Raw genomic sequence first — 21,749 nt, 5'->3', positions numbered from 1 at the left:
CGGCGCCGGGACCGCACACCAATTCGCTCAGAGGTGGGCAGGTGCGTGTATCCCCGGAAGCCGCGAACGCCGACGCGCCCGATACACGCACGCAACGCGCGCCCGGCCTCAGGGTCGGACGGGGTGTCTACTGAGAATCGACACGCGGTTGAACGCGTTGATGGCGGTGGCCACCCAGACGGCCGCGGACAGCTCGTCGTCGGTGAGAACCTCTCGCGCGCGGGCATATTCGCGGTCGGCGGTGTCGTGGTCGGGCAACACGGTGGTGATCTCGGCGAGCCGGAGCGCGGCCCGCTCGCGTTCGTCGAACAACTCGGTGTCGCGCCACACCGACAGCGTGGCGAGTTGCTTGTCGGTGACCCCGGCCGCGACCGCCTTGCGATGGTGGACCTCGAGGCACGACGGGCAGCCGTTGAGTTGCGAGACCCGAACGTTGATCAGCTCGACCACAGCGCGGGACAGTCCGGCCTCAGCGGCCAGCGCGAACACTGCGGTAGACACCCCGACCAACGACTTGTAGGCCGCGGGTGACTGCTTGTCGACGTGCAGGTGCTCGGTGTCCATCACGCGCCTTTGCCTTCGAGGTAGTGTCATATCGATCCTACGCAGCGGAAGGAAGGCCGTGGCCGACCTGACTGACAAGACCGGCGCCCCCGTCACCGTCACGCGCGAGGACGGCCGGTTCACCGTCGCGGTCGACGGAAAGACAGTGGGGCTCACCGCCTTTGCCGACCGCCCCGGGCAGCGGGTGTTCTACCACACGGAGGTCGACGAGGCGTTCGGCGGACGCGGTCTGGCTAGCATCGTCATCGCCGATGCGCTGGCCGCGACGCGCGAGGAGGGTTTGCGCATCGTGCCGGTGTGCCCGACGGTGCTCGCCTACGTCAGAAAGCACCCCGAGTTTGCGGGCATCGCGGACCGCCCGACGCGGGAGATCCTGGACTCGCTCGGCCTGGCAACGTAGCTGAAAGTCGTTCGTCCAGAAGCGAACTGGGATTGTCACACCAACGTGGCATGGTGCGGACATGGACGAATCGCGAACGCTCCGTGGCACCGAACTGCGCTACGCATTGACCAACTATCTGCTGCAGAACGGCCGCTGCAGCATCACCACTCTGATCGAGGGACTGACCGAGCAGGGCTTCGTCATCGTCGGGGATCCCCCCAAGTCGGTATCGGACGCCTTGCGTTGGGAGATGGCCCGCGGCAGGGTCTGTCGAGTGGGCCGAGGAACGTACCGGCCGTTCGAGGTGCCCCGCTCGACCGAGTATCGAATCCACCACCGCGTGCTGGAGCTTCGTACGCGGGCGTGCCGAATTCGCTCAGAGGCGGGCACTTCGGATGTTCCTCCGGCAGAGCATGCGACGAGCGACGGGTCAGGCTAGATCCGCGGGTGAGCTCTCGGATGCTCGGCCCACCACAACTTTTCGACGCGCTTGACGCGCTGGTGCTCGATGGCGATGAGGATCGCTCCCGCCGTCACCAGCGCGCCCGCGAGGAAGCCCAGCGGCAGGGTCAGCTCGGAATGGCCGTACGCGGTGGCGGCGATGAACCCCGCGATGGTCACGGTGCCGAGCAGAATGAGGCCGAGTCCCGGCAACCACAGGGTGTCGATGAAGGACTCGCCAGCATGCGGTTGCGTGGTGCGGGAGTGATCGACGGGATCGCGATGTGCGCTCTTCATGTCCGTCTCCCTTCGATGGAGAGACGTTCAAGCATACGCTGGATTGTGAGTCAGGTCACACAGCACTCAGGGCCTGCCGTGCGTACGCGCGCACGTCGGCGTCGCCATCGTGCAAGGCACTGGTCAGGGCGTCGCGCGCGGCTGCCTCCGAGGCCGCCCACCGCGTCAGACTCAGCACCGCGGCCTTGCGCACGTCGAGGTGCGGGTCGGCCAAGGCGCGCGAGAGCGGGGGCACCGCGGTCGACGGCGACGGCGCCCCGGCCAGCGCCCTCGCCGCGCCCTGGCGAATCTGCCAGGCCGACGCGGCGAGTGCGCCTTCGACGGCGAGTGCGTCGCCATCGCCCCACTCGACGCTGCCCATCGCGGCGAGTGCGGCCGCCCGCACCAGCGGGTCACGGTCCTCGACGAGGCTCCGCAGGGCGGCCGCACCGGTGCCGAGGGTGCCCAGACCGTTGGCGACGGCGATGCGCACCTCGCGATTCGCGTCCCCCAACGCCGTGGCGACCCCGTCGGCATCGTCGATCGACACCAACGCGCGAACTGCCTCGATCCGCACGCGGTGGTCGCGATCGGCAAGCGCACGCCGATACTGCGCGGCGTTCCCGACCGAGCGGGCGCTCGACACGCACACCGCCACGCTGCGGACCACCGGGTCCTCGGAGTCCAGCGCCGGAGCGAGGGCACCCGGGTCGGGCAGCACCTCGACGAGTTCGCGGATGCCGTCGGCGGCGATCCGCCGGACCTCGGCATGCTCGTCGGCCAACGCGGCGACGAGTGCTGGCGCATATCCGTCGGCGAGGTGTTCGGTCAGCACGTCGACGGCGGTGCGGCGCACGCCGGGATCGGTGTCGCGCAGGTAGGGCTGCAGGTCGGCGACGCTCGGCTCGTCGAGCGCGAGCACCTGCGCGATCCGCGGCGACGGCGGTTGCACCGCGGCGGCATCGATCACCCGCGATACGTCACTGGCCGGCGCCTGCCCTCCGACGAGATCCGGCTGACGCACGGGAATGGGATCGGTGTCGCCGCTGGGCAATTCGTCCAGTCCGGGCACCGGCACGAAGTACGGAGCGACGGGACGCTTGAGGAACTCCATGCCGTCAGCGGTCTTGCGGAGGTTCAGGTGGTAGCGCCACTCGACATCGTCGCGATCGGGCAGGTCACTGCGGTCGTGGTAGAGCCCCCACCGCGACTCCGTCCGCGTCAGCGACGAGCGCGCCGCCATCTCGGCGCAATCGCGGATGAATGACACCTCGACGGCCCGCAGCAGTTCGTGCGGCGTGGTCGCGCCGATGTCGGCCACCTCATCGCGCATCCGCTCGAAGGTCTGCACGGCCAACGACAGCTTCGCGGCCGTCTTCGGGGGTGCGACATAGTCGTTGACGAAGCGCCGCAGCTTGTACTCGACCTGTGGCTGCGGTGGTCCGTCGGGATGGCGCAGTGGTCGGTAGATCAGGTCGTGGGCATCGCCGATCTGGTCGGCGGGGAGGACGCCGGGCGAGGGGACGTCATCAAGTGTTGACGCCGCGTGGGAGCCTGCCAACTCGCCGTACACGAACGCGCCAATCATGTAGTTGTGCGGCACGCAGGCCAGGTCGCCGGCTGCATACAACCCGGGGACGGTGGTGCGGGCGTTCTCGTCGACCCAAACCCCCGACGCCGAATGTCCACTGCAGAGCCCGATCTCGGAGATGTGCATCTCGATGTCGTGCGTGCGGTAGTCGTGCCCGCGGTTGGTGTGGAACGTGCCGCGGGTGGGCCGCTCGGTGGTGTGCAGGATGCCCTCGAGCGTGCTCAGCGTCTCGTCGGGCAGGTGGCTGACCTTCAAGTAGATGGGGCCCCGGGCGGATTCGATCTCGCTGCGGACCTCCGCCATCATCTGCCCCGACCAGTAGTCGGAGTCGACGAACCGCTCGCCCTGCGCGTTGACCTGATACCCGCCGAACGGGTTGGCGACGTAGGCGCAGGCGGGCCCGTTGTAGTCCTTGATCAACGGGTTGATCTGAAAACACTCGATACCCGACAGTTCGGCGCCTGCGTGATACGCCATCGAGTAGCCGTCGCCGGCGTTGGTCGGGTTCTCGTAGGTGCCGTAGAGGTAGCCCGACGCGGGTAGGCCCAGCCGGCCGCACGGTCCGGTGGCGAGGATGACGGCCTTCGCGCCGACGACGACAAATTCGCCCGTGCGGCTGTTCAATGCGACTGCCCCGACCGCGCGCCCCTCGGACGTCAGCACCCGCACCGGCACGAAACGGTTCTCGATGCGGATCTTCTCGCGCATGTTGCGTTGCCGCAGAACGCGATACAGCGCCTTCTTGACGTCCTTGCCCTCGGGCATCGGCAGCACGTACGAGCCCGACCGGTGCACCCGCCGCACGGCATATTCGCCATGCTCGTCCTTCTCGAACTTCACGCCATAACGCTCGAGCCGCTGGACCATCGCGAAGCCGCGCGTCGCCGTCTGATACACGGTGCGCTGGTTGACGATTCCGTCGTTGGCGCGCGTGATCTCCGCGACGTAGTCCTCTGGTGTGGCCTTGCCGGGGATGACGGCGTTGTTCACCCCGTCCATGCCCATGGCGAGCGCGCCGGAATGCCGGACGTGCGCCTTCTCCAACAGCAACACCTGGGCGCCCTGCTCGGCGGCGGTGAGCGCGGCCATGGTGCCCGCGGTGCCGCCGCCGATGACGAGCACGTCGCAGTCCAGCCTAACGGCGTCGGCGACATCGGGTATCTGCATCAGCTGATCAACTCCGAATTGTCGAGGGCGGCAATGACTTCGGCACGCAGTGTGGTGCGGACGCCACCGGGGTCACGGGGCGACGGCACGTCGAGCAGGGCACGCAACGGCTCACCCGCCCGACCGAGTACGGCGATGCGGTCACCGATGAGCAAGGCCTCGTCGACGTCGTGGGTGACGAAGACGATGGTCGTCGGATGCGCCCGCCACGTGTCGATCAGCAACCGCTGCATGAGGGCTCGGGTCTGGGTGTCCAGCGCGCCGAACGGCTCGTCCATCATGACTGCGCGAGGAGCCCCCGCCAGACCGCGGGCGAGTTGCACGCGCTGGCGCATGCCGCCGGACAGACTCTTGGGCAGGTAGTCCTCGAACCCGGTCAGGCCGACGTCGGCGATCCAGCGCAGCGCCTCGTCGCGCCGACCCCGTCGCGGACGGCCCGCAAGACCGAGTGCCAGCTCGACGTTGGATCGTACTGTGCGCCAGGGTAATAGCGCGTTGTCCTGGAAGACCATGGCGCGGTCGCGAGAGGTCGACACGACGCGAGCGTCGTCGGCGCGGATCTCGCCCGCGTCGGGCGGAAGCAGTCCGGCCAGGGCGCGCAGCACGGTCGACTTGCCGCACCCCGAGGGCCCCGTCAGCACCATGATCTCCCCGGGTCGCACGTCGAGGTCGAGCCCGTCGACGACCGGATCGCCACCGTAGCCGAGCACGACACCGTCGAGCGTCAGCGCCATGCCGGTCACCGCCGGTCCTCCTCACCGCGAGGCAGCCAGCGCGTCACGCGTCGACCGACCACTTCGACTGCGGCAGAGGTCAGGAAGCCCAGGACGCCGATGGTGATGATGCCGACGAACACGTCGGGATAGGCCAGCACGGTGTAGGCCTGCCAGGTGCGGTAGCCCACTCCGAGCCGGCCCGAGATCATCTCCGCGGAGATGACGCAGATCCAGGCCACGCCGATGCCGACCGACAATCCACCGAACACGCCGGGCAGGATGCCGGGGAGCACCACGCGGGTCAGCACGTCCCAGCGGCTGCCCCCGAGCGTGCGCACCGAGTCCTCCCAGAGGGTCGGCAAAGCGCGGACGGCGTGCCGCGTGCTGACCATGATCGGGAAGTACGCGGCGAGGAACGTGATGAAGACGATGCCCGCCTCGTCACTGGGGAACAGCAGGATCGCGACGGGGACGAGCGCGATCGCGGGGATGGGCCGCGCCAGTTCGGTGAGCGGGCCCAGCACGTTGGCCCCCGCCCGCGAGCGCCCGAGCACGATCCCGGTGACCACTCCGGCGACCGCCGCGAGCGCGAAGCCGGTGAGGATGCGAATCAGCGACTGACCGAGGTCGAGCCAGTAATCCTGAGTACCCAGTCGATGCGCGAATGCCGTGACGATGTCGGTCACCGTCGGCAGCGTGTCGAAACGCAGGAGGAACCGAATGTGGTTGGCGGTCAACACCTGCCACAGTGCAATGGCCGCGACTACCGAGGCGACGCGCACCAGCCAGGAGGGCCATGCGCGTCGCGGCGCCCTGCCACGCACTCTGACGGCGACGGCGGGCGCGTCCTGCACCAGCATCGCGGGCGGCGCGGTCACGCCGCCCCCGCCAACGCCTGCTGATAGTCGACGACGGTGGCGCCGGGATGCGCACCCGCGTAACGCTGGGCACCCGCGATCGTGTCGAACGGGAGGTAGTCGCTGCCCGAGCGCACCCACGCCGACTTGTCGGCGAACCACCGGGTGCCCAGTTCGGCGTCGGGCACGTACGCGGCCCGAATCTTCTGCCCCTTGGCGTTGGCGTCGCGGATGGCCCGCAGCAGGCAGCCGGGGTTGGCAGCGGGCTGGGTCGTGGTCTGGCCGTCCAGCCACAGCTCGCCCGCCAGCTTGGGATCTCCGACGGGAACGTTGCAGACCGAGTCCTGTCCCTTCAGCAGCGACGGGTTCGTGGTCGACGCCAGCGCGGTGTCGTAGTCCTGGTGGCGGGTGGTGAACGCCGTGCGCAGCGCGACGTCGGACACGAAGCCGTCGACGTCGAGGTCGGCGAAGTCACCGATCGACTTCAGGTACGGCACATCGCCTTTCAGCGCGGTGACGAGCGAGGGCTTCAGCGTGGTGTCGAACGACGTGCCGCCGGGGCCGTTGTACAGGTAGACGACCTCCTGCGGCAGGCCGCTGGCGTCGGCGACGATCCTGGCCGCCTCCAGCGGGTGGGCGTTGAGGAAGTCGGTCGCGTCCAGCTGGGCCTGCAGGAACGCGTCGAGCACCTCGGGATGCTGGCTGGCGTAGTCCCGGCGGGCCACCACGCCGTGGAAGGTCGGGTAGTTGCCCTCGGCCCCGTCGTAGAGCAATTTGCCCTTGTGCTGGAACACCAGCAGGCCGGGCCAGGCGACGAACTGCGAGAGCGCCTGCGCCTGACCGGATTCCAATGCCGATGCCCCCACCTGCGGCTGCTGGTTGAGGACCTCGACACCCGTCGCCGGGTCGATGTGCGCGTTGGCGAGCGCGCGGACCAGTGTGCCGTGACCCGCCGAACCCACACTGGCGGAGACCTTTTGATTCTTGAGGTCGACGATGCTCGACGCCGTGGACGCCGGTGGGACGACGACCATGTTCAGCGCTCCCGTCGGGCTGTACCCGGTGATGGAGACGAGCTCGGTCTTCGCGCGCGGGTTGGCCTGCGTCTTGGAGCCGTTGATGAGCAGTGGGTAGTCGCCCATCGAGCCGATGTCGATCTTCTCCGCCACCATCTGCGCGGTGATGGGTGCGCCGGTGTCGTAGTCCTGCCACGTCACGTCGTACTTCTTGCCGGTGGACCGACCGACGTCGTCGAGACGCTTCTCGAGGAAGCCCTTGGCTTTCAACAGCGTTCCGGCCGTGACGGTGTTGATCGTCTTGGACTGGTAGCCGATGACGACGTCGATGGTGTTGGCGGACGGGGTGTTCGAGTCGAGTGAGCACGCCGCCAGCGAGCCGACGGTCGTGGCGGCGAGCAGGGTGGCAAGGAGTCGTTGCACGGTGATCCTCGGGTTCAGCGGATGAGATAGGGCATGTTCACGGTGACGGCGCCGGTGGGACAGCGGGCCGCGCACGGGCCGCAGTACCAGCATTCGTCGACGTGCATGAACGCCTTGCCGTTCTCGGGGTTGATGGCCAGCGAGTCCAGCGGACAGATCTCGACGCAGAGCGTGCATCCCTCGATGCACAACGACTCGTCGATCGTCACCGGCACGTCGACCCGCTGGTTGACCTGAGCCATCATCGTCCCCTAACTAAGTTGCCGCGCAGGGTGATTCGATCGCCCCGCATGCGGATGTATTCGAGATCGACGGGTGGCCGTCGTCGAGGTGGGTCAGCCGTTCCAGCAGCAGGACGGGCGCGCCGTCGGGCACCTGCAGGATGGCTGCGGAGTGGGCGTCGGCGGACACCGCCTCGACGGCGAGATCTGCTGCGCCGAGCCGACGTTCGGTGACCTGCTCGATGAGGGCGAAGACGTCGTTGACCTCGAGGGAGTGCTCCAGCACCTCGGTGCCGATGCTGGGCGTCAGGTACGTCATGTCGAGTGACAGCGGCAGATCGCCGAGATAGCGGAGACGTTCGATGAACACCACGCGCTCGCCGGGGGCGAGGCGGAGGCGGTGGGCCACCGACGGCGGGGCCGACACCGTCATGGCGGCGCGCACCTCGTTGCGAATGTCGCCGTAGCCCTTGAACGTCTCCTTCAGACCGACCAACGCGTGCAGACCGTGGTCGTACTTGCGGATCGCGACGTGGGTACCGGTGCGGGGACCGCGTTCGATGATGCCCTCGTCCTTCAACGCCGCGAGCGCTTCGCGGACGGTGTTGCGGGAGACGAAGAACTCGGCTGCAAGGTCGGCCTCCGCGGGCAGGCCATCGGGGTAGCCGCCGGCGTGGATCTGGTGGCGGAGCACGTCGGCGACCAAACGGGCCTGGTCCGCCCGCGGACGACGGATCGGTGTCGGCGCGGCCGCGTCATGGGAGGTCACCGTTTACCTCCTGGGCTGTGGCGGGTGGCTGACCTGCTGGCCGACGTTATCGGCGGTGCTCGCAGCGGTAAGCCGGCCGCACGCAGAAGCCCCGGCGGATTCGGCGATTACGCCGCTTCACGACGGGGCGGACCTGCTGCTAGGGGGCGGTATTCGGACATTGCGCCACCAGTGCGGTGGGTCGTCCGGTTGAAATCCCGGTGAGCCTAAATTCCCGTCATTCGCAGATGTTCACGAAGTACAGGCCGGGGGTGCCGCACAGTCCGCTGCTGCCGTAGATGGCGTACGGCGATGGCGTCGAGGCGCCGGGTACGGGCCCGCCGTTCTGGGCGGCGTCCTGTACGGACGACACCTGAGGCGTCGGAGGCGTGGCCGCATCCGCGACGGCCGTTCCCGCTCCAAGGCCGGCAAGCCCCAGAGCACCGGCGATGGCCAGTCCGCCTGCTATGCGTGTGACGTCGAACATCGTACACCTCTGTCAGAGTTCGTTGGATCGTGTCCCGATCCATACCCACTCCGGCCAACCATTTAGCTCAGCTTTGTATTCCGGCCTCACAGTGTGACGAGGACGTCACCGTGGCCGTGGCGTCGACACCAGCTGACGATGTACCTCGCGTGTAGACCGCACCAGCGGTAGACCGCAGACAGGGTCATCGGCAGTCGCGGGTCGTGCTCGCCGCGCTCGAGGATGATGGGGCCGAGGTAGTGCGTCGTCACCTTCGACGCCGTGTTCAGGGCGACGCCGGCAGCAGTCGCCAGCGAGGCGCCGTCAGTAGCCCGGCCTGCGGCGATCGCGCCCGCCATGCGCCCCGCGGTCTCCCCGCGCCTGCCGAGGAACAGCTCGTAGAGCGGTTTGGTGTGCGGCGTGGCGACGTGTCCATGGCGTCGCTCCCCGATGGCGGCGTCGCGAATGAGCCTCGGCAGGTCGTCGGCGCCGACGGTCTTGCGAAAGACCGAGAAGACCTCCGGCCGCAGCCTGGCCTCCTGAAGCAAATCGCATTCGGTCGTGTGTCCCTGAGTGGCCATGATCACCGGCGCCCGCCGATCGGTGGCGCCGAGGACGTCGATGACGTCGAGACCGTCGAAGTTGAACTCCCACTCCGGGCTGTTCCACACCAGATCCGCCACGACGACGTCGAACCGCACCCGCTGAGTGACCTCGCGGCTCACGGCGGCGCGGTCCCCAGCTACGCGCACCGTGGCCCCGGGAAACGCCGCGGTCAGGGCGGGCACCACCCCGTCGTCGAGCGGAGACGCCACCAAGATTCGCGGCTCTTCGGTCACCCGGCAAATCCTTTCGACGTATGCGAAATGTTGCTCGATCTGCGTGTCTTTGCGCCCATTTTGCCGAAATACACTACAAACGCGTCAATCGTCTACGTGACTGGAACGTCATCCGAACGGATGATGGTTTCCCAATAGACCATTGGAGGAAACGTTGCTGACGCCCGCTCCGGCAGGCCGCCGAGCCGATCTCGCACCCCGTGAGAAGGAAGTTCTGTTGGCGTGGCTGCTCCATGACAACAAAGACGACGTTGCGCGCGAACTCGAGATCTCGACCACCACCGTCCGCACGCATCTGCAGCGCATCAGGGACAAGTACGCGGCGGCGGGCCGACCCGCCACCACGAAGGCCGCGCTCGTCGCCCGTGCCATACAGGACGGTCTGATCGACGTCAACGATTTGTGACGGTGCGCGCGCGCACGACCTCCTCGACCCGGGCGGCCGCCTCCTGCGGATCCTCGTGCTCCCAGATGCGGATGCTGACCCAGCCCGCCGCGGCGAGCCGCTCGTCGGTATTGCGGTCACGCGCCCGGTTGTTCTCGACCTTCTCGGCCCAGAACGTCGCATTGGCCGCCGCGACGGTGTGGTGCTCGGGACAGCCGTGCCAGAAGCACCCGTCCAGGAACACCGCGACCTGCGCCCGCGTAAAGACCAGGTCCGCGGTGCGCCGCACACCGGCTAGCGGTTTCGCCGACACGCGGTAGCGCAGCCCCCGCGCGTGCACCGCCGAGCGCAGCGCGAGCTCGGGCTTCGTGTCGCGACTCTTGTTCGACTGCATGCGGGCCCTGGCCTCCGGTGAGGACGCCCACGACTCCGCCATGGCGCCAGCCTATTGACGCCTCGCCCCGACGGCGCGCCGCCGGGGGTGCCGGGACTTGTCGGAGCGGCTGAATACCATTGCTCCGTGACCCGCCGCAGCGCCCGAGCAGCTCGTTTCATCGCAGGTCGCGCGGCGTAGATGAGCAAGCCCTCACCGAGCGCCACCGCGCCGCGGCCCAGCGCCGACGGCGGTTTCGAACGCTTCCGCGCGCGCAACGGGTCCTACGAGCGGGTGCTGATCCGTCGCGACGGCGGCCGTGCCACGAGCGTCCTGGCCACCCATCCCGGTCGGATTGCGGGGCCCACGTCGGCCGACGAGGCCGAGCGCGCCTGGCTACAGAGCCGGGTCGCGCCGCCCTGTGGCGCGTCGCGGTCGTCGCTGCGGGTGGTCGACCTGTTCTCCGGGTGCGGCGGCCTGTCGATCGGGCTGGCCGAGGCGGCGCGGGCGCTGAACCGCTCGTTCGAGCCGGTGCTGGCCGTGGACGTCGACGCCGTCGCGGCCGCCACCTACGCCGCCAACTTCCCCACCGCTGCCGCGCTGAGTCAGGACGTCACCGAGGTGCTCCCGGGGCGGGTCGGCGGCCGGCTCACGTCTGCGGAACGCCTGCTCGCCAAGCACCACGGGGACGTGGACGTACTCGTCGGCGGCCCACCGTGCCAGGGCCACAGCGACTTCAACAATCGCACCAGGCACTCCGACGACAAGAACGAGCTCTACGGGTCGATGGTGCGGGCCGCGGAAGTGCTCGAGCCGCACCACATCCTGATCGAGAACGTCCCTGGGGCGCTCAACGACAAGCGCGCCGTCGTGCAGCGCACCGCCGAGGCGCTGGGCACGCTGGGCTACCACGTGTCCGTCGGGGTGATCGACCTCAGCGAGATCGGCGTGCCGCAGCGCCGCCGCCGCCTCGTGCTGATGGCCAGCCGCACCCACGCGACGACGCCCGCCGAGGTCGTCGAACGGCACCGCCGCGGACCGCGTGACGTCGCATGGGCGTTCCAGGATCTGGTGGCGCTGCCCGAGTCGCGACGGGTGCACCTCGTCGACGCCGTCGCGCGCTCGGCACCCGCGACGCGCCAGCGCATCGACTACCTCTTCGAGAACGGCGCGTTCGACCTCCCCGACAGCCAGCGCCCGGCCTGCCACGCCGACGGCGGCCACAGCTACAAGGCGATCTACGGCAGGCTGGCGTGGGACCGACCGTCGCAGACCATCACGACCGGCTTCTACAGCATGTGCATGGGCCGGTACGTCCACCCGAGCGAGCGCCGCACGATCAGCGCCCACGAAGCGGCTCGGCTGCAATACATTCCGGACTGGTTCTCCTTCGACGCGGTCCGCCACCGCACCGCGATCGCCAGGATGATCGGCAACGCGGTGCCGTCACGGCTCAGCTATGCGGTCGCGCTGGAGTGGCTGCGGTGAGGCGCACGAAGCTGCGGGTCGCCGGACTGTTCGCGGGCATCGGCGGGCTCGAGTTGGGCATGGCAGCCAGCGGTCACCAGTCGCAGCTACTGGTCGAGAACGCCCCGCCCGCCATGCACGTGCTGCGCCGCCGCTTCCCCGACACGAAGCTCGAGGCCGACGTCCGCGATCTGCGCAGCCTGCCCCCCGGCACCGACGTCGTCACGGCGGGGTTTCCGTGTCAGGATCTCAGCAGCGTCGGGCGCAAGGTCGGAATCGAGGGCGCACGAAGCAGTCTCATCGGTGAGGTGCTGCGGCTGCTGCAGCAGGGCGACGTGCCGTGGGTGGTGCTGGAGAACGTGCCGTTCCTGATGTCGCTCGGTCAGGGCGCCGCGCTGACACTGGTGACGACCGCGCTCACGGAGTTGGGCTACCGGTGGGCGTACCGCGTCGTCGACAGCAATGCGTTCGGGCTGCCGCAGCGGCGCAACCGGTGGTACCTGGTCGCCTCGCGCGCCGGCGATCCGCGGGCCGTGCTGCTGGCCGACGAGTGCGAAAAGCCAATGGGCGCCGGTGAATACCCCGACGTGGCGTGCGGTTTCTACTGGACCGAGGGGATGCGGGCGTTCGGATGGGCGGTCGACGGCGTGCCGCCCATCAAGTGCGGGTCCTCGGTGGGGGTGCCCTCGCCGCCGGCCATCCGGTTGCCGTCGGGCGCCTACGTCACCCCCGATCTGCGCGACACCGAACGGCTGCAAGGGTTTCCGGCCGACTGGACCGCACCCGCCGAGGAGGTCGCACGGCGCGGTGAGCGCTGGCGCATGGTCGGCAACTCGGTGAGCGTGCCCGTCGCGACGTGGATCGGCGGCCGGTTGGCGAAGCCGGGCCGCTACGACGCCGGCGGCGACCTGCCGTGGACGGGCGCCACGTGGCCCCGCCGCGCCGCGTGGTCGGATCTCGACGGGGTCGTGCACGCCGCGGACGTCGGGCCGTGGCCGGTGTGGCAGCCGCGCGAGTCGCTCGTCGACTTCCTGCAGCATCCCGGCAAGCCGCTGTCGGCGCGGGCGGCGCAGGGCTTCCTGAACCGAACGCGCAAGGGCACGTTGCGTTTTCCGCCGGGCTTCATCGACGAGCTGACGGCCTACGCGTCGAGCGTCGGGGCATGAGCGACCTGTTCGGCACGACGCCGCGCGAGGGCATCCTGGCGGCCGTCGGGTATGCGATCCGGGCGAGCCGCATGGACTCCTCGAAGTGGGATCCGCTCTACCAGTGGTTCGCCGATGAGCTGGGTGTCGGTGACGGCCAGCGGGGCGGACCCGTCGTCGGCAAGCTGGTCACCGAGCTGAAGCAGATCGGCAACCGCTGCGACGAGATGGCGAAGTCCAGTCCGGAGTACGCCGTCATCAGCGTGCTGGGTGACGTGACGCCGGAACACGTGCTGTCGGCGATGCGCAAGCGTGGCCGCCTACCGTCGCTGAAGGCCGCCCTGTTCCTCCGCGAGTCGACACCGGTGCGGCTGGTGATCTTCGATGAGTGACGCCACCGTCGAGAAGCTGCAGACGCTGTTCGCCGAGCTGACCCCGGAGCACCATCCCGCGCTCGGCATAGCGCCCGGGTCCGGCGTCGCGAAGACCGGCGACGGTGGCCAGGTCCCGTCGGTCATCACCGTGCCCATCGAGATCGACCCGCGCATCGAGCGGATGGTGCGCCTGGCGATCCTGTCGGCGCCGGCGGTGATCCTGGTGGGCCCGCCCGGCAGCGGCAAGACCACGCTGCTGCGCCAGGTGGTCGACCGCATCGTCGCCGACCCGCGGTCCTTCGGCTTCCAGGTCGGCCCGACGGGCGTGGAATGGTCTGCGGCCGAGGAGAACTGGTCGACGACCGACCTCGTCGGCGGCCAGACCATCGACGGCAGCGAGCTGCGGTTCCGCCCCGGTCGCGTGCTGAGCGCCATCGCCAGCGGACACTGGCTGATCGTCGACGAGGTCAACCGCGCCGACATGGACCGCATCTTCGGTGGCTTGTTGACCTGGCTCAGCGGGCAGGACGTCACACTCGGCACCGTCTCCCCCGCGATCGGTTCGCCGCAGGTGCAGCTCGGCTGGGCCACCGGCGCCACGTGTTCGGTCGAGCACGAGGAGCTGTTGACGAACCCGGCCGGCGGCACCGGACCGGTCCGCTACGTCGCGGGCACCGAGTGGCGACTGCTGGGCACCTACAACGCGCTCGACGCGCAGCGGGTGTTCCGGTTCGGCCACGCACTGGGCCGACGGTTCCTGCGCGTGCCCATCCCCGCCGCCGACACCGCGAAGTTCCGCACGGCGCTGCTCGCCCAGGACCATGGTCTGCCCGAGGCACTGCTGGACGCCATCGTCGCCATTTACACGGCGCACCTGACCAATTCGATGACGACGCTCGGCCCCGCGCTGTTCCTTCGCATGGCCGACTACATCGCCGCCGGCGTCGGCACCGATGCCGAGCAGCTGACGACCATCACCCACGTCGAACGCGAACTGCTGGCCGAGGCGTACCTCGTCAACGTCGGGACGTGGCTGCGCGAGATGGAGGACGAGTTGACGTCCCTCGGCGCCGCGATCGTCGAGCAGCACCACGCCCTGAGTCAGACGGAGTGGGAGTGGGTCGTCGAGATGAGCCACGTATTGTCCTGACCGCGGAAGCCGACCTTCCGATTCCCGAAGACGGCCTCGGCCACGTGCTGCGGGCGTGGGTCGGCCGCGGTCAGCTGGTCAAGGTGCTCAATCAGCTTGCGCTCGAAGAGCTTCCGCGTGATTGGCGGCCGGAGGACACGCTGCTGCGCGCGGAGCTGATGCTGTTCCTGGAGCTGGTGCCGCTGCTCGAGCGCTTGCCGGCGACGGCCAGGCAGTGGGTCGACCTGTTGCCGGCGCAGTCGCGGCGTCAGCGCACAATCGCCGACGCGCCGACCGGCGGGACGGCCTGGATCGAGACCAGACGGCAGTACGGCTGGCCGCCATCGTCGTTCGTCATCCGACAGCGCGACCGCGTCGCGCACGAACTGCTCGCGACCGCCCTCGGCTGGACCGGTGGCGCGGTGCTCCGGTTGGCTCAGCGCGCGTCCTCGATCGACCCGGCCGCCGGTGACCCCGTCGCCGCTCAGCTGGAGGCACTGTCCCGGATCCTTGCGTCCGGCCTGGCCGACCGCGAGGCCGAGCCGCCGCGGCCGTCGGAGCTCGCGGCGGTCGCGCGCGAGGGGGCGGCGTGGCGGCGTCTCGTCGACGTAGCCCGAACCATCAGGGCCGCAAGTGAACCCACGCTCGCGGCCGAGCTGCTGTGGCCGATCCGCGAGCTGCGGCCGACGCTGTTCCAGCTGGGCGTGCTCGGCGAGCTGCTGCGCACGTTGCAGTCGGCGGGTGCGACGATCGTCGGCACGTCACCGCTGAGCTACGTCGGCGGCCGTGAACAGTTCCACGTGACCCTCGGCGGCCGGGACTGGCACCTGTGGATGGAGGCGGGCGGCAGCTGGAAGCGCTACGGCGCGGCCTCTCGGTACCGCTCGTTGACGACCGCGCTGCGCACCCAAACCCGTTCGCTCGCACCGGATCTCCTGATCGTCGCGCCCGGCGAGGCGGCGTTCCTCGTCGAGTGCAAGTACTCCGCCGATGCAGATTACGTCGGGCGCACGGGGCTGGCGCAGACCCTGCTGTACCTGACCGACGTCGGCGCGGCGATGGCCCCCGTCGTCGAGGGTGTCGTCGTCGCGCCCGACGGGGTGGTCGGCGACGCGGCCTGGGTGGCCACGCCTGCCGGCCGGCTGGGGCTGGCCACGCCGTCCGCGGGGGTGGCGCGGGCGGTGGAATTCATGCGCGGCGCCTGACCGCGTCCGGGTCGCGCCTCCCGGGACCCGCCTCGCGAGGTCACGTGTCCCGGCCCTGGCCGCTGCCGATCCCGGGTCGTGTCCCGTTTTTGGTGCTAGGCGCCGGCCGAACATCACGGTCGTGATTCAGGCGTCTCAGCCGCCAATCACAGCCCTGACGTCGGACGTGGCCATAGCTCCCTTTTCCCCCATTGTCGGGAAGCCCGCGGACGCCGTCGAGCGAGATCATCCGATCGGCGGGCGCCCGCGGTCCTAAACGTCTAGGCGGCAATCTGCGCGAAAGTGGTTGGTCGACAGCGGCTTAGCCGGTCTACGTCAGCTTGCTGCCCTGACGCCACTGATCCCACGGGATGGTCCAGTCGCCGTTCTGCCACAGCTTGAGCGGTGGGCCGCCGGTGTTCTTGACCTCGACGACGTCGCCAGGGACCGAGAAGTTGTAGAACCATGCGGCGTTCTCGCCGTTGAGGTTCAGGCAGCCGTGGGAGGTGTCGGTGTTGCCCTGCGCCCACACCGTCGAATTCAACTGGTGCAGATAGATGCCGTCGATGCTGATGCGCGTCGCGTAGGCGATCGACTCCCGGTAGCCGAGGCGCGAATCGATGGGCAGCCCGAACGTCGAGGAGTCCATGACGACCGGGTTGGCCTTGTCGAGCACGGTGTAGACGCCCGGCGGGGTGAAGAACGACAGCGTGGTGCCCGCGATGGTCTGAGTGCCGCCCATGCCCATCGACGTGGGCATGGTGCGCACCAGCTTGCCGTTCTCGAAGACGCTGACCTGCTTGGTGTGGTCGTCGGCGATGGACACGTGGGCGTCGCCGATCTTGAACGAGACGTGCTCGTCCTCGGTGCCGTAGAGCCCGTCGCCGAGCGGCGTGCCGTAGAGGTTGGCGTTGACCGTCACGGAAGTGCCTGGGGTGTAGTACTTCTCGGGCCGCCAGTGGGCGTTCTGGTCGTCGACCCAGTACCACGATCCCGGCACCGGCGGGTTGGTCGTGACCGAGAGGTGCCGTTCGGCATTCGCCTTGTCGTCGATGGGTTCGTCGAAGTGCGCGACCACGACGGTGCCGATGCCGTAGGTGGCGCCGTCCACGAGCATGTCTCCCCCGGCGCGGTCGAGGTACACCTGCGTCTGACTACTGGGCGAGACCGTCGTGAAGCTCGCCACCTGGCGCGTCGGCATGCCGCTGGGCCCGCGCGCCACGATGGTCATCTTGTAGGTGCGGCCGTACCCGAGCTGAGTCGTCGGCTTCCACACCGTCTGGTCGGGGGTGATGACCCCGGGGATCTCCCGACCGCTGTCGTTGGTCATCCGGACGGAGGTGAGGGTGCCGCTGGTCGCGGTCACCAGGACGGGCCCGGCCGGATTGACGCCGTCGGCGGCGGGCGTCGGGATGACCGTCAGGGCCGCGGGCGTCGAGGTCGGCACCGGCGGGGGCGCTGCCTCGGCCAGATTGCGCGGCGCGGCGAGCACTTGGCAGCCGTGCACACACCGGTCGGATCCACTCACCAGAACGCCACCGAGTATGGCGAGCACCGCGAAGGCTGCTCCCAACCAGGCCCCCCGGGCACGACGAGAAGACGTCACGAGACTCCATTGATTGTGCGCACCGAATGTCGAACGAGGCCCATCGTAGGTGGTGCGAGCCGATCCCTCGCAACGGGCGAGGCAGGGTGTGCCACGTTCGTGATCGGGTTGTTTCCGCGGCGTGCGGGCGCGGCGGCCGGGCGCGTCTGAGCCCGTCTTACCTGGGAAAACGCTACCAACCCATGACGGCGTCGGACTTGTAGGGGTAAACCGGGCCAAGAGGGGTAACAATCGCGGTGAGCGCCCCGAAGAACCAGCTGACAGCATCACGACTGGGGCGCTGCCCCGTGCCAGGATGCCAAGGAGCGGCACCCGACCGGTACTGCGGGACTCGAAACATGGGCTTGAGAAAGATGGGCATGAGATGACAGTCATCGCAAGGATCCGCTCTACCGGGCGGAGGTTCGCGGTCGCGTTGGTGGCAGCCGCGGTGCTGCCCGGGCTGATCGGCATCGTCGGCGGTTCGGCGACCGCGAGCGCCTACTCGCGCCCCGGGTTGCCCGTCGAAGATCTCCAGGTCCCGTCGGTCGCGATGGGCCATCCCATCCTGGTCCGCTTCCAGCCGGGCGGTCGGCACGCCGTCTACCTGCTCGACGGCCTGCGCGCGCAGGACGACAACAACGGCTGGGACATCAACACCAACGCGTTCGAGAAGTTCTATCAGTCGGGCGTCTCCGTGGTCATGCCCGTCGGCGGCATGTCCAGTTTCTACACCAACTGGGACAACCCGGCCGTCGGCGACGGTCAGACGCAGCCCTACCAGTGGGAGACGTTCCTGACCCAAGAGCTGCCCGCCTACCTGTCGTCCACCAAGGGCATCTCGCCCACCGGCAACGCGGTCGTCGGACTCTCGATGTCGGGTAGCGCGGCGCTGATCCTGTCGGCCTACCACCCGAACAACTTCAAGTACGCGGGCTCGCTGTCGGGCTTCCTCCACCTGTCCGACGGCATCTTCCCGACCCTGGTCGGCTTCTCGATGCGCGACGCGGGTGGCTTCGACGCCAACGCCATGTGGGGACCCAACGGCGGGCCCGACTGGCAGCGCAACGACCCGACGCTGCAGGCGGGCAGGATCGCCTCCAACGGCACCCGCATCTACGTCTACACCGGCAACGGGCAACCCAGCGATCTCGGCGGCGGCGATCTACCCGCCACGACGATCGAGGGTCTGACGAAGGACAGCAACATCGCCTTCCAGAACGCCTACACCAGCGCCGGCGGCAAGAACGGCACGTTCAACTTCCCGCCGAACGGCACGCACAGCTGGCCGTACTGGAGCGCTCAGCTCGACAACATGAAGCCCGACCTCGTCGCCACCATCAAGTAACGCTCAGTTCTTCAACCGCACCATCCGCGTCGTCGAGCTCTCATCGAGCTCGACGACGTCGGCGCGTGAGCGCAGGAAGTCGCTGAACGACTTGAACCCCAGCGACTTCTCGCTGAACGACGGGTCCATCCGCTTCATCTGGGCCTTGACCGCGGAGTTGTGCAGCCAGTCGACGTCGTCCTTCTCCAGCCCGATCCGCAGCGCCCGCTCCAGCAGGCCGGTCGCGGCGGTCTGCGGATCGGGTGTCTCCGGCTCCTCCTCCTCGACGACCTGGGGCCGGGTGGCGCGCCGACGCGGGGCCCGCTTCTTGGGTTCGGGCTCGGGCTCCTCCTTGCGGTCGGGCTCGGGCTCCGGCTCGAAGACCGGCACACCCGGCAACGCGTCGTAGATCACGAAGTCGTCGCAGGCGGCGGCCAGCGATCGGCTCGACGCCCCGGCCACCCCGATCCCGACGACGTAGCGGCCGAGCCGTTTGCACCGCTGCGCCAGCGCGATGTAGTCGGAGTCGCCGGCGACGATCACCACGTGGGTCAGGTCGGGCAGCCGGAACATGTCCTCGACCGCGTCGACCGCCAGGCGGATGTCGGCGCCGTTCTTGCCGTAGGCCGCGGCGGGGAACAGCTGTACCAGGTCGACCGCGCGACCGACGAGCTGACCGCGGTAACCGGCGTTGACGTCGGCCGACCAGTCGGCATATGCCCGGGTCAACACCAGGGTGCCGAACGACGACGCGAAGTCGATGATCGCGCCGACGTCGACGGTCGCCCGCTGCAGGCGTTCGACCTCCAGGCCCTTGGTCTTGTCCCGATGAAACGAGTTGCGGCCGTTGACCTGGTCATACCGTGAGATCACGATGTTGTCGAAGTCCAGGTAGACCGCGACGCGGGTGTCCTCACGTTCTGTCATGGGATCAGTCTGGGCGGTGCCGTCCCGCCCCGTCACGCCGGGGCGGCCAGCAATCGACAGCACGCGCGTTCGGCAAACTACGTGTCGCCCGTCACCGCCATCGTCGGCGCGCCGCGGCTTCGGTACCCGTCGAGATGCCGGTGCGACAGAGGTAGGGTCGGTGTGCCGACTAGGTGAAGCAGATGCTGCACGGCACCACCGCGACCGCGAATCCGATAGCTGACAAGGTTGGATGATGAGTTCTTCGAGTGAGACGCAAACCCCGTCGACTGCGCAATCACAGTGGCTTTCCAAGTCCGCTTCGCAGACGCGTGGGTCGGACAAGAAGGAAGTCCAGTTCCACTACGACATCAGCAATGAGTTCTTCAAACTCTGGCAGGACCCCAACCAGGTCTACAGCTGCGCGTACTTCGAGAAGGACGACTACACCCTCGAGCAGGCGCAGATGGCGAAGATCGATCTGTCGCTCGGCAAGCTCGGACTCGAACCGGGGATGACGTTGCTCGACATCGGCTGCGGGTGGGGCGCGACCATCATGCGGGCCGTCGAGAAGTACGACGTGAACGTCATCGGCCTGACGCTGTCGGAGAACCAGAAGCAGCACATCGAGCAGCACTGGTTCGCCAACTCCACCAGCGATCGCTCGATGGAGGTCCGCCTGCAGCCGTGGGAGGACTTCACCGGCTCGGTCGACCGCATCGTCTCCATCGGCGCGTTCGAGCACTTCGGCTTCAACAAGTACGACGACTACTTCAAGAAGACCTACGACTGGTTGCCCGCCGACGGCGTGCAGATGCTGCACACGATCACGATCCCCGAGGATGAGGAGATCAAGGCCAAGAAGCTGCCGCTGACGATGTCGCGGGTGCGCTTCATCAAGTTCATCATGGACGAGATCTACCCCGGCGGCCGTTTGCCGCTGGCGTCGATGGTCAAGGAGCACGCAGTCAAGGCCGGCTACACGGTCACCCGCGAGCAGCACCTGCAGCCGCACTACGTCAAGACCCTCGACACCTGGGCGCGCAATCTCGAGGCCAACAAGGACGAGGCCATCGAGATCACCAACGAGGAGATCTACGAGCGTTTCCTCAAGTACCTCGACGGATGCGCGGACCTCTTCCGTGAGGGCTACACCGACGTCGTCCAATTCACCTGTGAGAAGGCGTGATTCGCGGAAGTGCTGTACTTTGTCTAAACACTCTAACTAAATAGGTCCGCAGCGTCACACGAGCGGTCCACCGGAACGGAAGGTCAGTCGGGGATGGCTGAGAGCACGGTCGACAGAACATCGATGAAACCGCACTTCGAAGAGGTGCAGGCGCACTACGACCTGTCCGACGACTTCTTCGGCCTCTTCCAGGATCCGTCTCGCACCTACAGCTGTGCCTACTTCGAGCGCGACGACATGACGCTCGAGGAGGCGCAGTACGCCAAGATCGACCTGTCCCTCGGCAAGCTCGATCTCAAGCCCGGCATGACGCTGCTCGACATCGGCTGCGGGTGGGGTTCGGTGCTCAAGCGTGCGGTCGAGACGTACGACGTGAACGTCGTGGGCCTCACGCTGAGCAAGAACCAGAGCAAGTTCGCCCAGCAGTTGCTCGACGACCTCGACACCGAGCGCACCCGGCGCATCGTGCTCGGAGGCTGGGAGCAGTTCACCGAGCCCGTCGACCGGATCATCAGCCTGGAGGCCATCGAGGCGTTCCCGCCGGACCGCTACGAGCCGTTCTTCAAGACGTGCAGCAGCATCCTGCCCGCTGACGGGCGAATGGTGTTGCAGGCCATCCTCGGTCACCCGCTGAAGAAGTGGCCCGAGATGGGCATCCCCGTGACGATGAGCGATCTGCGGTTCATGCGCTTCATCGCCAAGGAGATCTTCCCCGGCGGGTCGGTGCCCGGCGAGGAGCAGATCGTCACCCTCGCCACCGAATCCGGGTTCACCGTCACCGACAAGCAACTCCTCGACGAGCACTACGTGCGCACGCTCGACCTGTGGTCGACGGCGCTGGAGGCCCACCACGACGAGGCCGTGGCCGCAACGTCGGAAGAGGTGTACGAGCGGTACATGAAGTACCTCGTCGGCTGCAGTGACTTCTTCAAGCGTCGCGTCAGCGAGCTCGGTCAGTTCACGCTCGTCAAGGGCTGA

At 68.3% G+C, this 21,749-nt stretch carries 23 protein-coding genes and 1 pseudogene; 11 read left to right on the top strand and 13 right to left on the bottom strand.

Annotated elements, in window-relative coordinates:
* Positions 1-108 precede the first annotated feature (108 nt).
* Positions 109-564 carry a carboxymuconolactone decarboxylase family protein gene (locus tag G6N60_RS05005; protein WP_163733381.1) on the bottom strand — a complete coding sequence of 152 codons (456 nt, stop codon included), beginning with the start codon at positions 562-564 and terminating at the stop codon, positions 109-111.
* Between the two features lie 58 nt (positions 565-622).
* Here G6N60_RS05005 and G6N60_RS05000 point away from each other — a divergent pair, with 58 nt between their 5' ends.
* Positions 623-964, top strand: coding sequence for a GNAT family N-acetyltransferase (locus G6N60_RS05000; RefSeq protein WP_246240324.1), 342 nt, complete (start codon positions 623-625; stop codon positions 962-964).
* 61 nt (positions 965-1,025) lie between these two features.
* Positions 1,026-1,385, top strand: coding sequence for a hypothetical protein (locus G6N60_RS04995; RefSeq protein WP_163733378.1), 360 nt, complete (start codon positions 1,026-1,028; stop codon positions 1,383-1,385).
* Here the strand turns inward: G6N60_RS04995 and usfY are convergent.
* The 9 genes and pseudogenes from usfY to G6N60_RS04950 form a co-directional block, all read right to left on the bottom strand.
* Positions 1,382-1,684, bottom strand: coding sequence for a protein UsfY (gene usfY / locus G6N60_RS04990; RefSeq protein ID WP_163733375.1), 303 nt, complete (start codon positions 1,682-1,684; stop codon positions 1,382-1,384). The genes G6N60_RS04995 and usfY overlap by 4 nt on opposite strands.
* Positions 1,685-1,739: 55 nt before the next feature.
* The gene (locus tag G6N60_RS04985) at positions 1,740-4,421 is read right to left on the bottom strand and encodes a fumarate reductase/succinate dehydrogenase flavoprotein subunit (protein ID WP_163733372.1); all 2,682 of its coding nucleotides are present in this window, start codon (positions 4,419-4,421) and stop codon (positions 1,740-1,742) included.
* Positions 4,421-5,155 (bottom strand): ABC transporter ATP-binding protein, encoded by a 735-nt coding sequence (locus tag G6N60_RS04980; RefSeq protein WP_163743481.1) that lies wholly within the window; start codon positions 5,153-5,155, stop codon positions 4,421-4,423. Before G6N60_RS04980 ends, G6N60_RS04985 begins: the two co-directional genes overlap by 1 nt.
* Before the next feature lie 5 nt (positions 5,156-5,160).
* Positions 5,161-5,997, bottom strand: a complete 837-nt coding sequence (locus tag G6N60_RS04975) for an ABC transporter permease (RefSeq protein ID WP_163743479.1) — start codon at positions 5,995-5,997, stop codon at positions 5,161-5,163.
* 14 nt (positions 5,998-6,011) lie between these two features.
* Complete coding sequence (locus G6N60_RS04970) at positions 6,012-7,433, bottom strand: ABC transporter substrate-binding protein (RefSeq protein ID WP_246240321.1); 1,422 nt, start codon at positions 7,431-7,433, stop codon at positions 6,012-6,014.
* A 14-nt stretch (positions 7,434-7,447) separates the two neighbouring features.
* Positions 7,448-7,675, bottom strand: coding sequence for a 4Fe-4S dicluster domain-containing protein (locus G6N60_RS04965; RefSeq protein WP_003928504.1), 228 nt, complete (start codon positions 7,673-7,675; stop codon positions 7,448-7,450).
* Positions 7,675-8,423, bottom strand: a pseudogene (locus tag G6N60_RS04960) (GntR family transcriptional regulator). Before G6N60_RS04960 ends, G6N60_RS04965 begins: the two are co-directional and overlap by 1 nt.
* A gap of 217 nt (positions 8,424-8,640) precedes the next feature.
* A complete protein-coding gene (locus G6N60_RS04955) occupies positions 8,641-8,889 on the bottom strand; it encodes a hypothetical protein (RefSeq protein ID WP_163733366.1) in 249 nt (82 codons plus the stop codon).
* Positions 8,890-8,975: 86 nt separating this feature from the next.
* On the bottom strand, positions 8,976-9,707 hold the full coding sequence (locus tag G6N60_RS04950) for an MSMEG_1198 family transcriptional regulator (RefSeq protein ID WP_163733364.1): 732 nt from the start codon (positions 9,705-9,707) through the stop codon (positions 8,976-8,978).
* 142 nt (positions 9,708-9,849) lie between these two features.
* Here G6N60_RS04950 and G6N60_RS04945 point away from each other — a divergent pair, with 142 nt between their 5' ends.
* Complete coding sequence (locus G6N60_RS04945) at positions 9,850-10,113, top strand: LuxR C-terminal-related transcriptional regulator (protein ID WP_308206213.1); 264 nt, start codon at positions 9,850-9,852, stop codon at positions 10,111-10,113.
* Here G6N60_RS04945 and G6N60_RS04940 read toward each other — a convergent pair.
* Positions 10,100-10,528 (bottom strand): very short patch repair endonuclease, encoded by a 429-nt coding sequence (locus tag G6N60_RS04940; RefSeq protein WP_163733359.1) that lies wholly within the window; start codon positions 10,526-10,528, stop codon positions 10,100-10,102. The two genes, G6N60_RS04945 and G6N60_RS04940, sit on opposite strands and share 14 nt — an antisense overlap.
* A gap of 138 nt (positions 10,529-10,666) precedes the next feature.
* On the opposite strand from G6N60_RS04940, the gene G6N60_RS04935 reads away from it, so the two are divergent.
* From G6N60_RS04935 to G6N60_RS04915, 5 genes are read left to right on the top strand one after another with little or no spacing between them, the layout of a single operon-like run.
* Positions 10,667-11,953: a DNA cytosine methyltransferase gene (locus G6N60_RS04935; RefSeq protein ID WP_163733356.1), complete on the top strand. Its 1,287-nt coding sequence runs from the start codon at positions 10,667-10,669 to the stop codon at positions 11,951-11,953.
* Positions 11,950-13,098, top strand: a complete 1,149-nt coding sequence (locus tag G6N60_RS04930) for a DNA cytosine methyltransferase (RefSeq protein ID WP_263992078.1) — start codon at positions 11,950-11,952, stop codon at positions 13,096-13,098. Before G6N60_RS04935 ends, G6N60_RS04930 begins: the two co-directional genes overlap by 4 nt.
* Positions 13,095-13,469 carry a hypothetical protein gene (locus G6N60_RS04925; RefSeq protein ID WP_163733353.1) on the top strand — a complete coding sequence of 125 codons (375 nt, stop codon included), beginning with the start codon at positions 13,095-13,097 and terminating at the stop codon, positions 13,467-13,469. The genes G6N60_RS04930 and G6N60_RS04925 overlap by 4 nt, the downstream gene beginning before the upstream one ends.
* Positions 13,462-14,601, top strand: a complete 1,140-nt coding sequence (locus tag G6N60_RS04920; protein WP_163733350.1) for an AAA family ATPase — start codon at positions 13,462-13,464, stop codon at positions 14,599-14,601. Before G6N60_RS04925 ends, G6N60_RS04920 begins: the two co-directional genes overlap by 8 nt.
* Positions 14,568-15,785 carry a hypothetical protein gene (locus G6N60_RS04915; protein ID WP_163733347.1) on the top strand — a complete coding sequence of 406 codons (1,218 nt, stop codon included), beginning with the start codon at positions 14,568-14,570 and terminating at the stop codon, positions 15,783-15,785. Before G6N60_RS04920 ends, G6N60_RS04915 begins: the two co-directional genes overlap by 34 nt.
* A 310-nt stretch (positions 15,786-16,095) precedes the next feature.
* Here the strand turns inward: G6N60_RS04915 and G6N60_RS04910 are convergent, their stop codons facing one another.
* Entirely contained in the window at positions 16,096-17,370 is a 1,275-nt protein-coding gene (locus G6N60_RS04910; RefSeq protein WP_372510928.1) for a L,D-transpeptidase, read from the bottom strand.
* 364 nt (positions 17,371-17,734) lie between these two features.
* Here G6N60_RS04910 and G6N60_RS04905 point away from each other — a divergent pair, with 364 nt between their 5' ends.
* Positions 17,735-18,697, top strand: a complete 963-nt coding sequence (locus G6N60_RS04905) for an esterase family protein (RefSeq protein ID WP_163733344.1) — start codon at positions 17,735-17,737, stop codon at positions 18,695-18,697.
* A 3-nt stretch (positions 18,698-18,700) separates the two neighbouring features.
* Here G6N60_RS04905 and G6N60_RS04900 read toward each other — a convergent pair whose 3' ends face one another.
* Positions 18,701-19,603: an NYN domain-containing protein gene (locus G6N60_RS04900; protein WP_163733341.1), complete on the bottom strand. Its 903-nt coding sequence runs from the start codon at positions 19,601-19,603 to the stop codon at positions 18,701-18,703.
* A gap of 235 nt (positions 19,604-19,838) precedes the next feature.
* Between G6N60_RS04900 and G6N60_RS04895 the strand changes: the two genes are divergently transcribed.
* On the top strand, positions 19,839-20,771 hold the full coding sequence (locus tag G6N60_RS04895; RefSeq protein WP_163733338.1) for a cyclopropane mycolic acid synthase family methyltransferase: 933 nt from the start codon (positions 19,839-19,841) through the stop codon (positions 20,769-20,771).
* Positions 20,772-20,864: 93 nt separating this feature from the next.
* A complete protein-coding gene (locus G6N60_RS04890) occupies positions 20,865-21,749 on the top strand; it encodes a cyclopropane mycolic acid synthase family methyltransferase (RefSeq protein ID WP_163733335.1) in 885 nt (294 codons plus the stop codon).

Source organism: Mycolicibacterium madagascariense (genome assembly GCF_010729665.1).
Classification (GTDB): domain Bacteria; phylum Actinomycetota; class Actinomycetes; order Mycobacteriales; family Mycobacteriaceae; genus Mycobacterium; species Mycobacterium madagascariense.
The sequence above is the reverse complement of the archived record's forward strand: the minus strand, read 5'-3'. Positions and strand labels throughout refer to the sequence as shown.

Coding starts and splice junctions, on each gene's coding strand:
- G6N60_RS04995 (WP_163733378.1), top strand. CDS start 1,026: ATGGACGAATCGCGAACGCTCCGTGGCACCGAACTGCGCTACGCATTG.
- G6N60_RS04940 (WP_163733359.1), bottom strand. CDS start 10,528: ATGGCGGAGTCGTGGGCGTCCTCACCGGAGGCCAGGGCCCGCATGCAG.
- G6N60_RS04895 (WP_163733338.1), top strand. CDS start 19,839: ATGAGTTCTTCGAGTGAGACGCAAACCCCGTCGACTGCGCAATCACAG.
- G6N60_RS04975 (WP_163743479.1), bottom strand. CDS start 5,997: ATGCTGGTGCAGGACGCGCCCGCCGTCGCCGTCAGAGTGCGTGGCAGG.
- G6N60_RS04955 (WP_163733366.1), bottom strand. CDS start 8,889: ATGTTCGACGTCACACGCATAGCAGGCGGACTGGCCATCGCCGGTGCT.
- G6N60_RS05005 (WP_163733381.1), bottom strand. CDS start 564: ATGGACACCGAGCACCTGCACGTCGACAAGCAGTCACCCGCGGCCTAC.
- G6N60_RS04925 (WP_163733353.1), top strand. CDS start 13,095: ATGAGCGACCTGTTCGGCACGACGCCGCGCGAGGGCATCCTGGCGGCC.
- G6N60_RS04890 (WP_163733335.1), top strand. CDS start 20,865: ATGGCTGAGAGCACGGTCGACAGAACATCGATGAAACCGCACTTCGAA.
- G6N60_RS04985 (WP_163733372.1), bottom strand. CDS start 4,421: ATGCAGATACCCGATGTCGCCGACGCCGTTAGGCTGGACTGCGACGTG.
- G6N60_RS04900 (WP_163733341.1), bottom strand. CDS start 19,603: ATGACAGAACGTGAGGACACCCGCGTCGCGGTCTACCTGGACTTCGAC.
- usfY (WP_163733375.1), bottom strand. CDS start 1,684: ATGAAGAGCGCACATCGCGATCCCGTCGATCACTCCCGCACCACGCAA.
- G6N60_RS04935 (WP_163733356.1), top strand. CDS start 10,667: ATGAGCAAGCCCTCACCGAGCGCCACCGCGCCGCGGCCCAGCGCCGAC.
- G6N60_RS04965 (WP_003928504.1), bottom strand. CDS start 7,675: ATGGCTCAGGTCAACCAGCGGGTCGACGTGCCGGTGACGATCGACGAG.
- G6N60_RS04980 (WP_163743481.1), bottom strand. CDS start 5,155: ATGGCGCTGACGCTCGACGGTGTCGTGCTCGGCTACGGTGGCGATCCG.
- G6N60_RS04920 (WP_163733350.1), top strand. CDS start 13,462: ATGAGTGACGCCACCGTCGAGAAGCTGCAGACGCTGTTCGCCGAGCTG.
- G6N60_RS04905 (WP_163733344.1), top strand. CDS start 17,735: ATGACAGTCATCGCAAGGATCCGCTCTACCGGGCGGAGGTTCGCGGTC.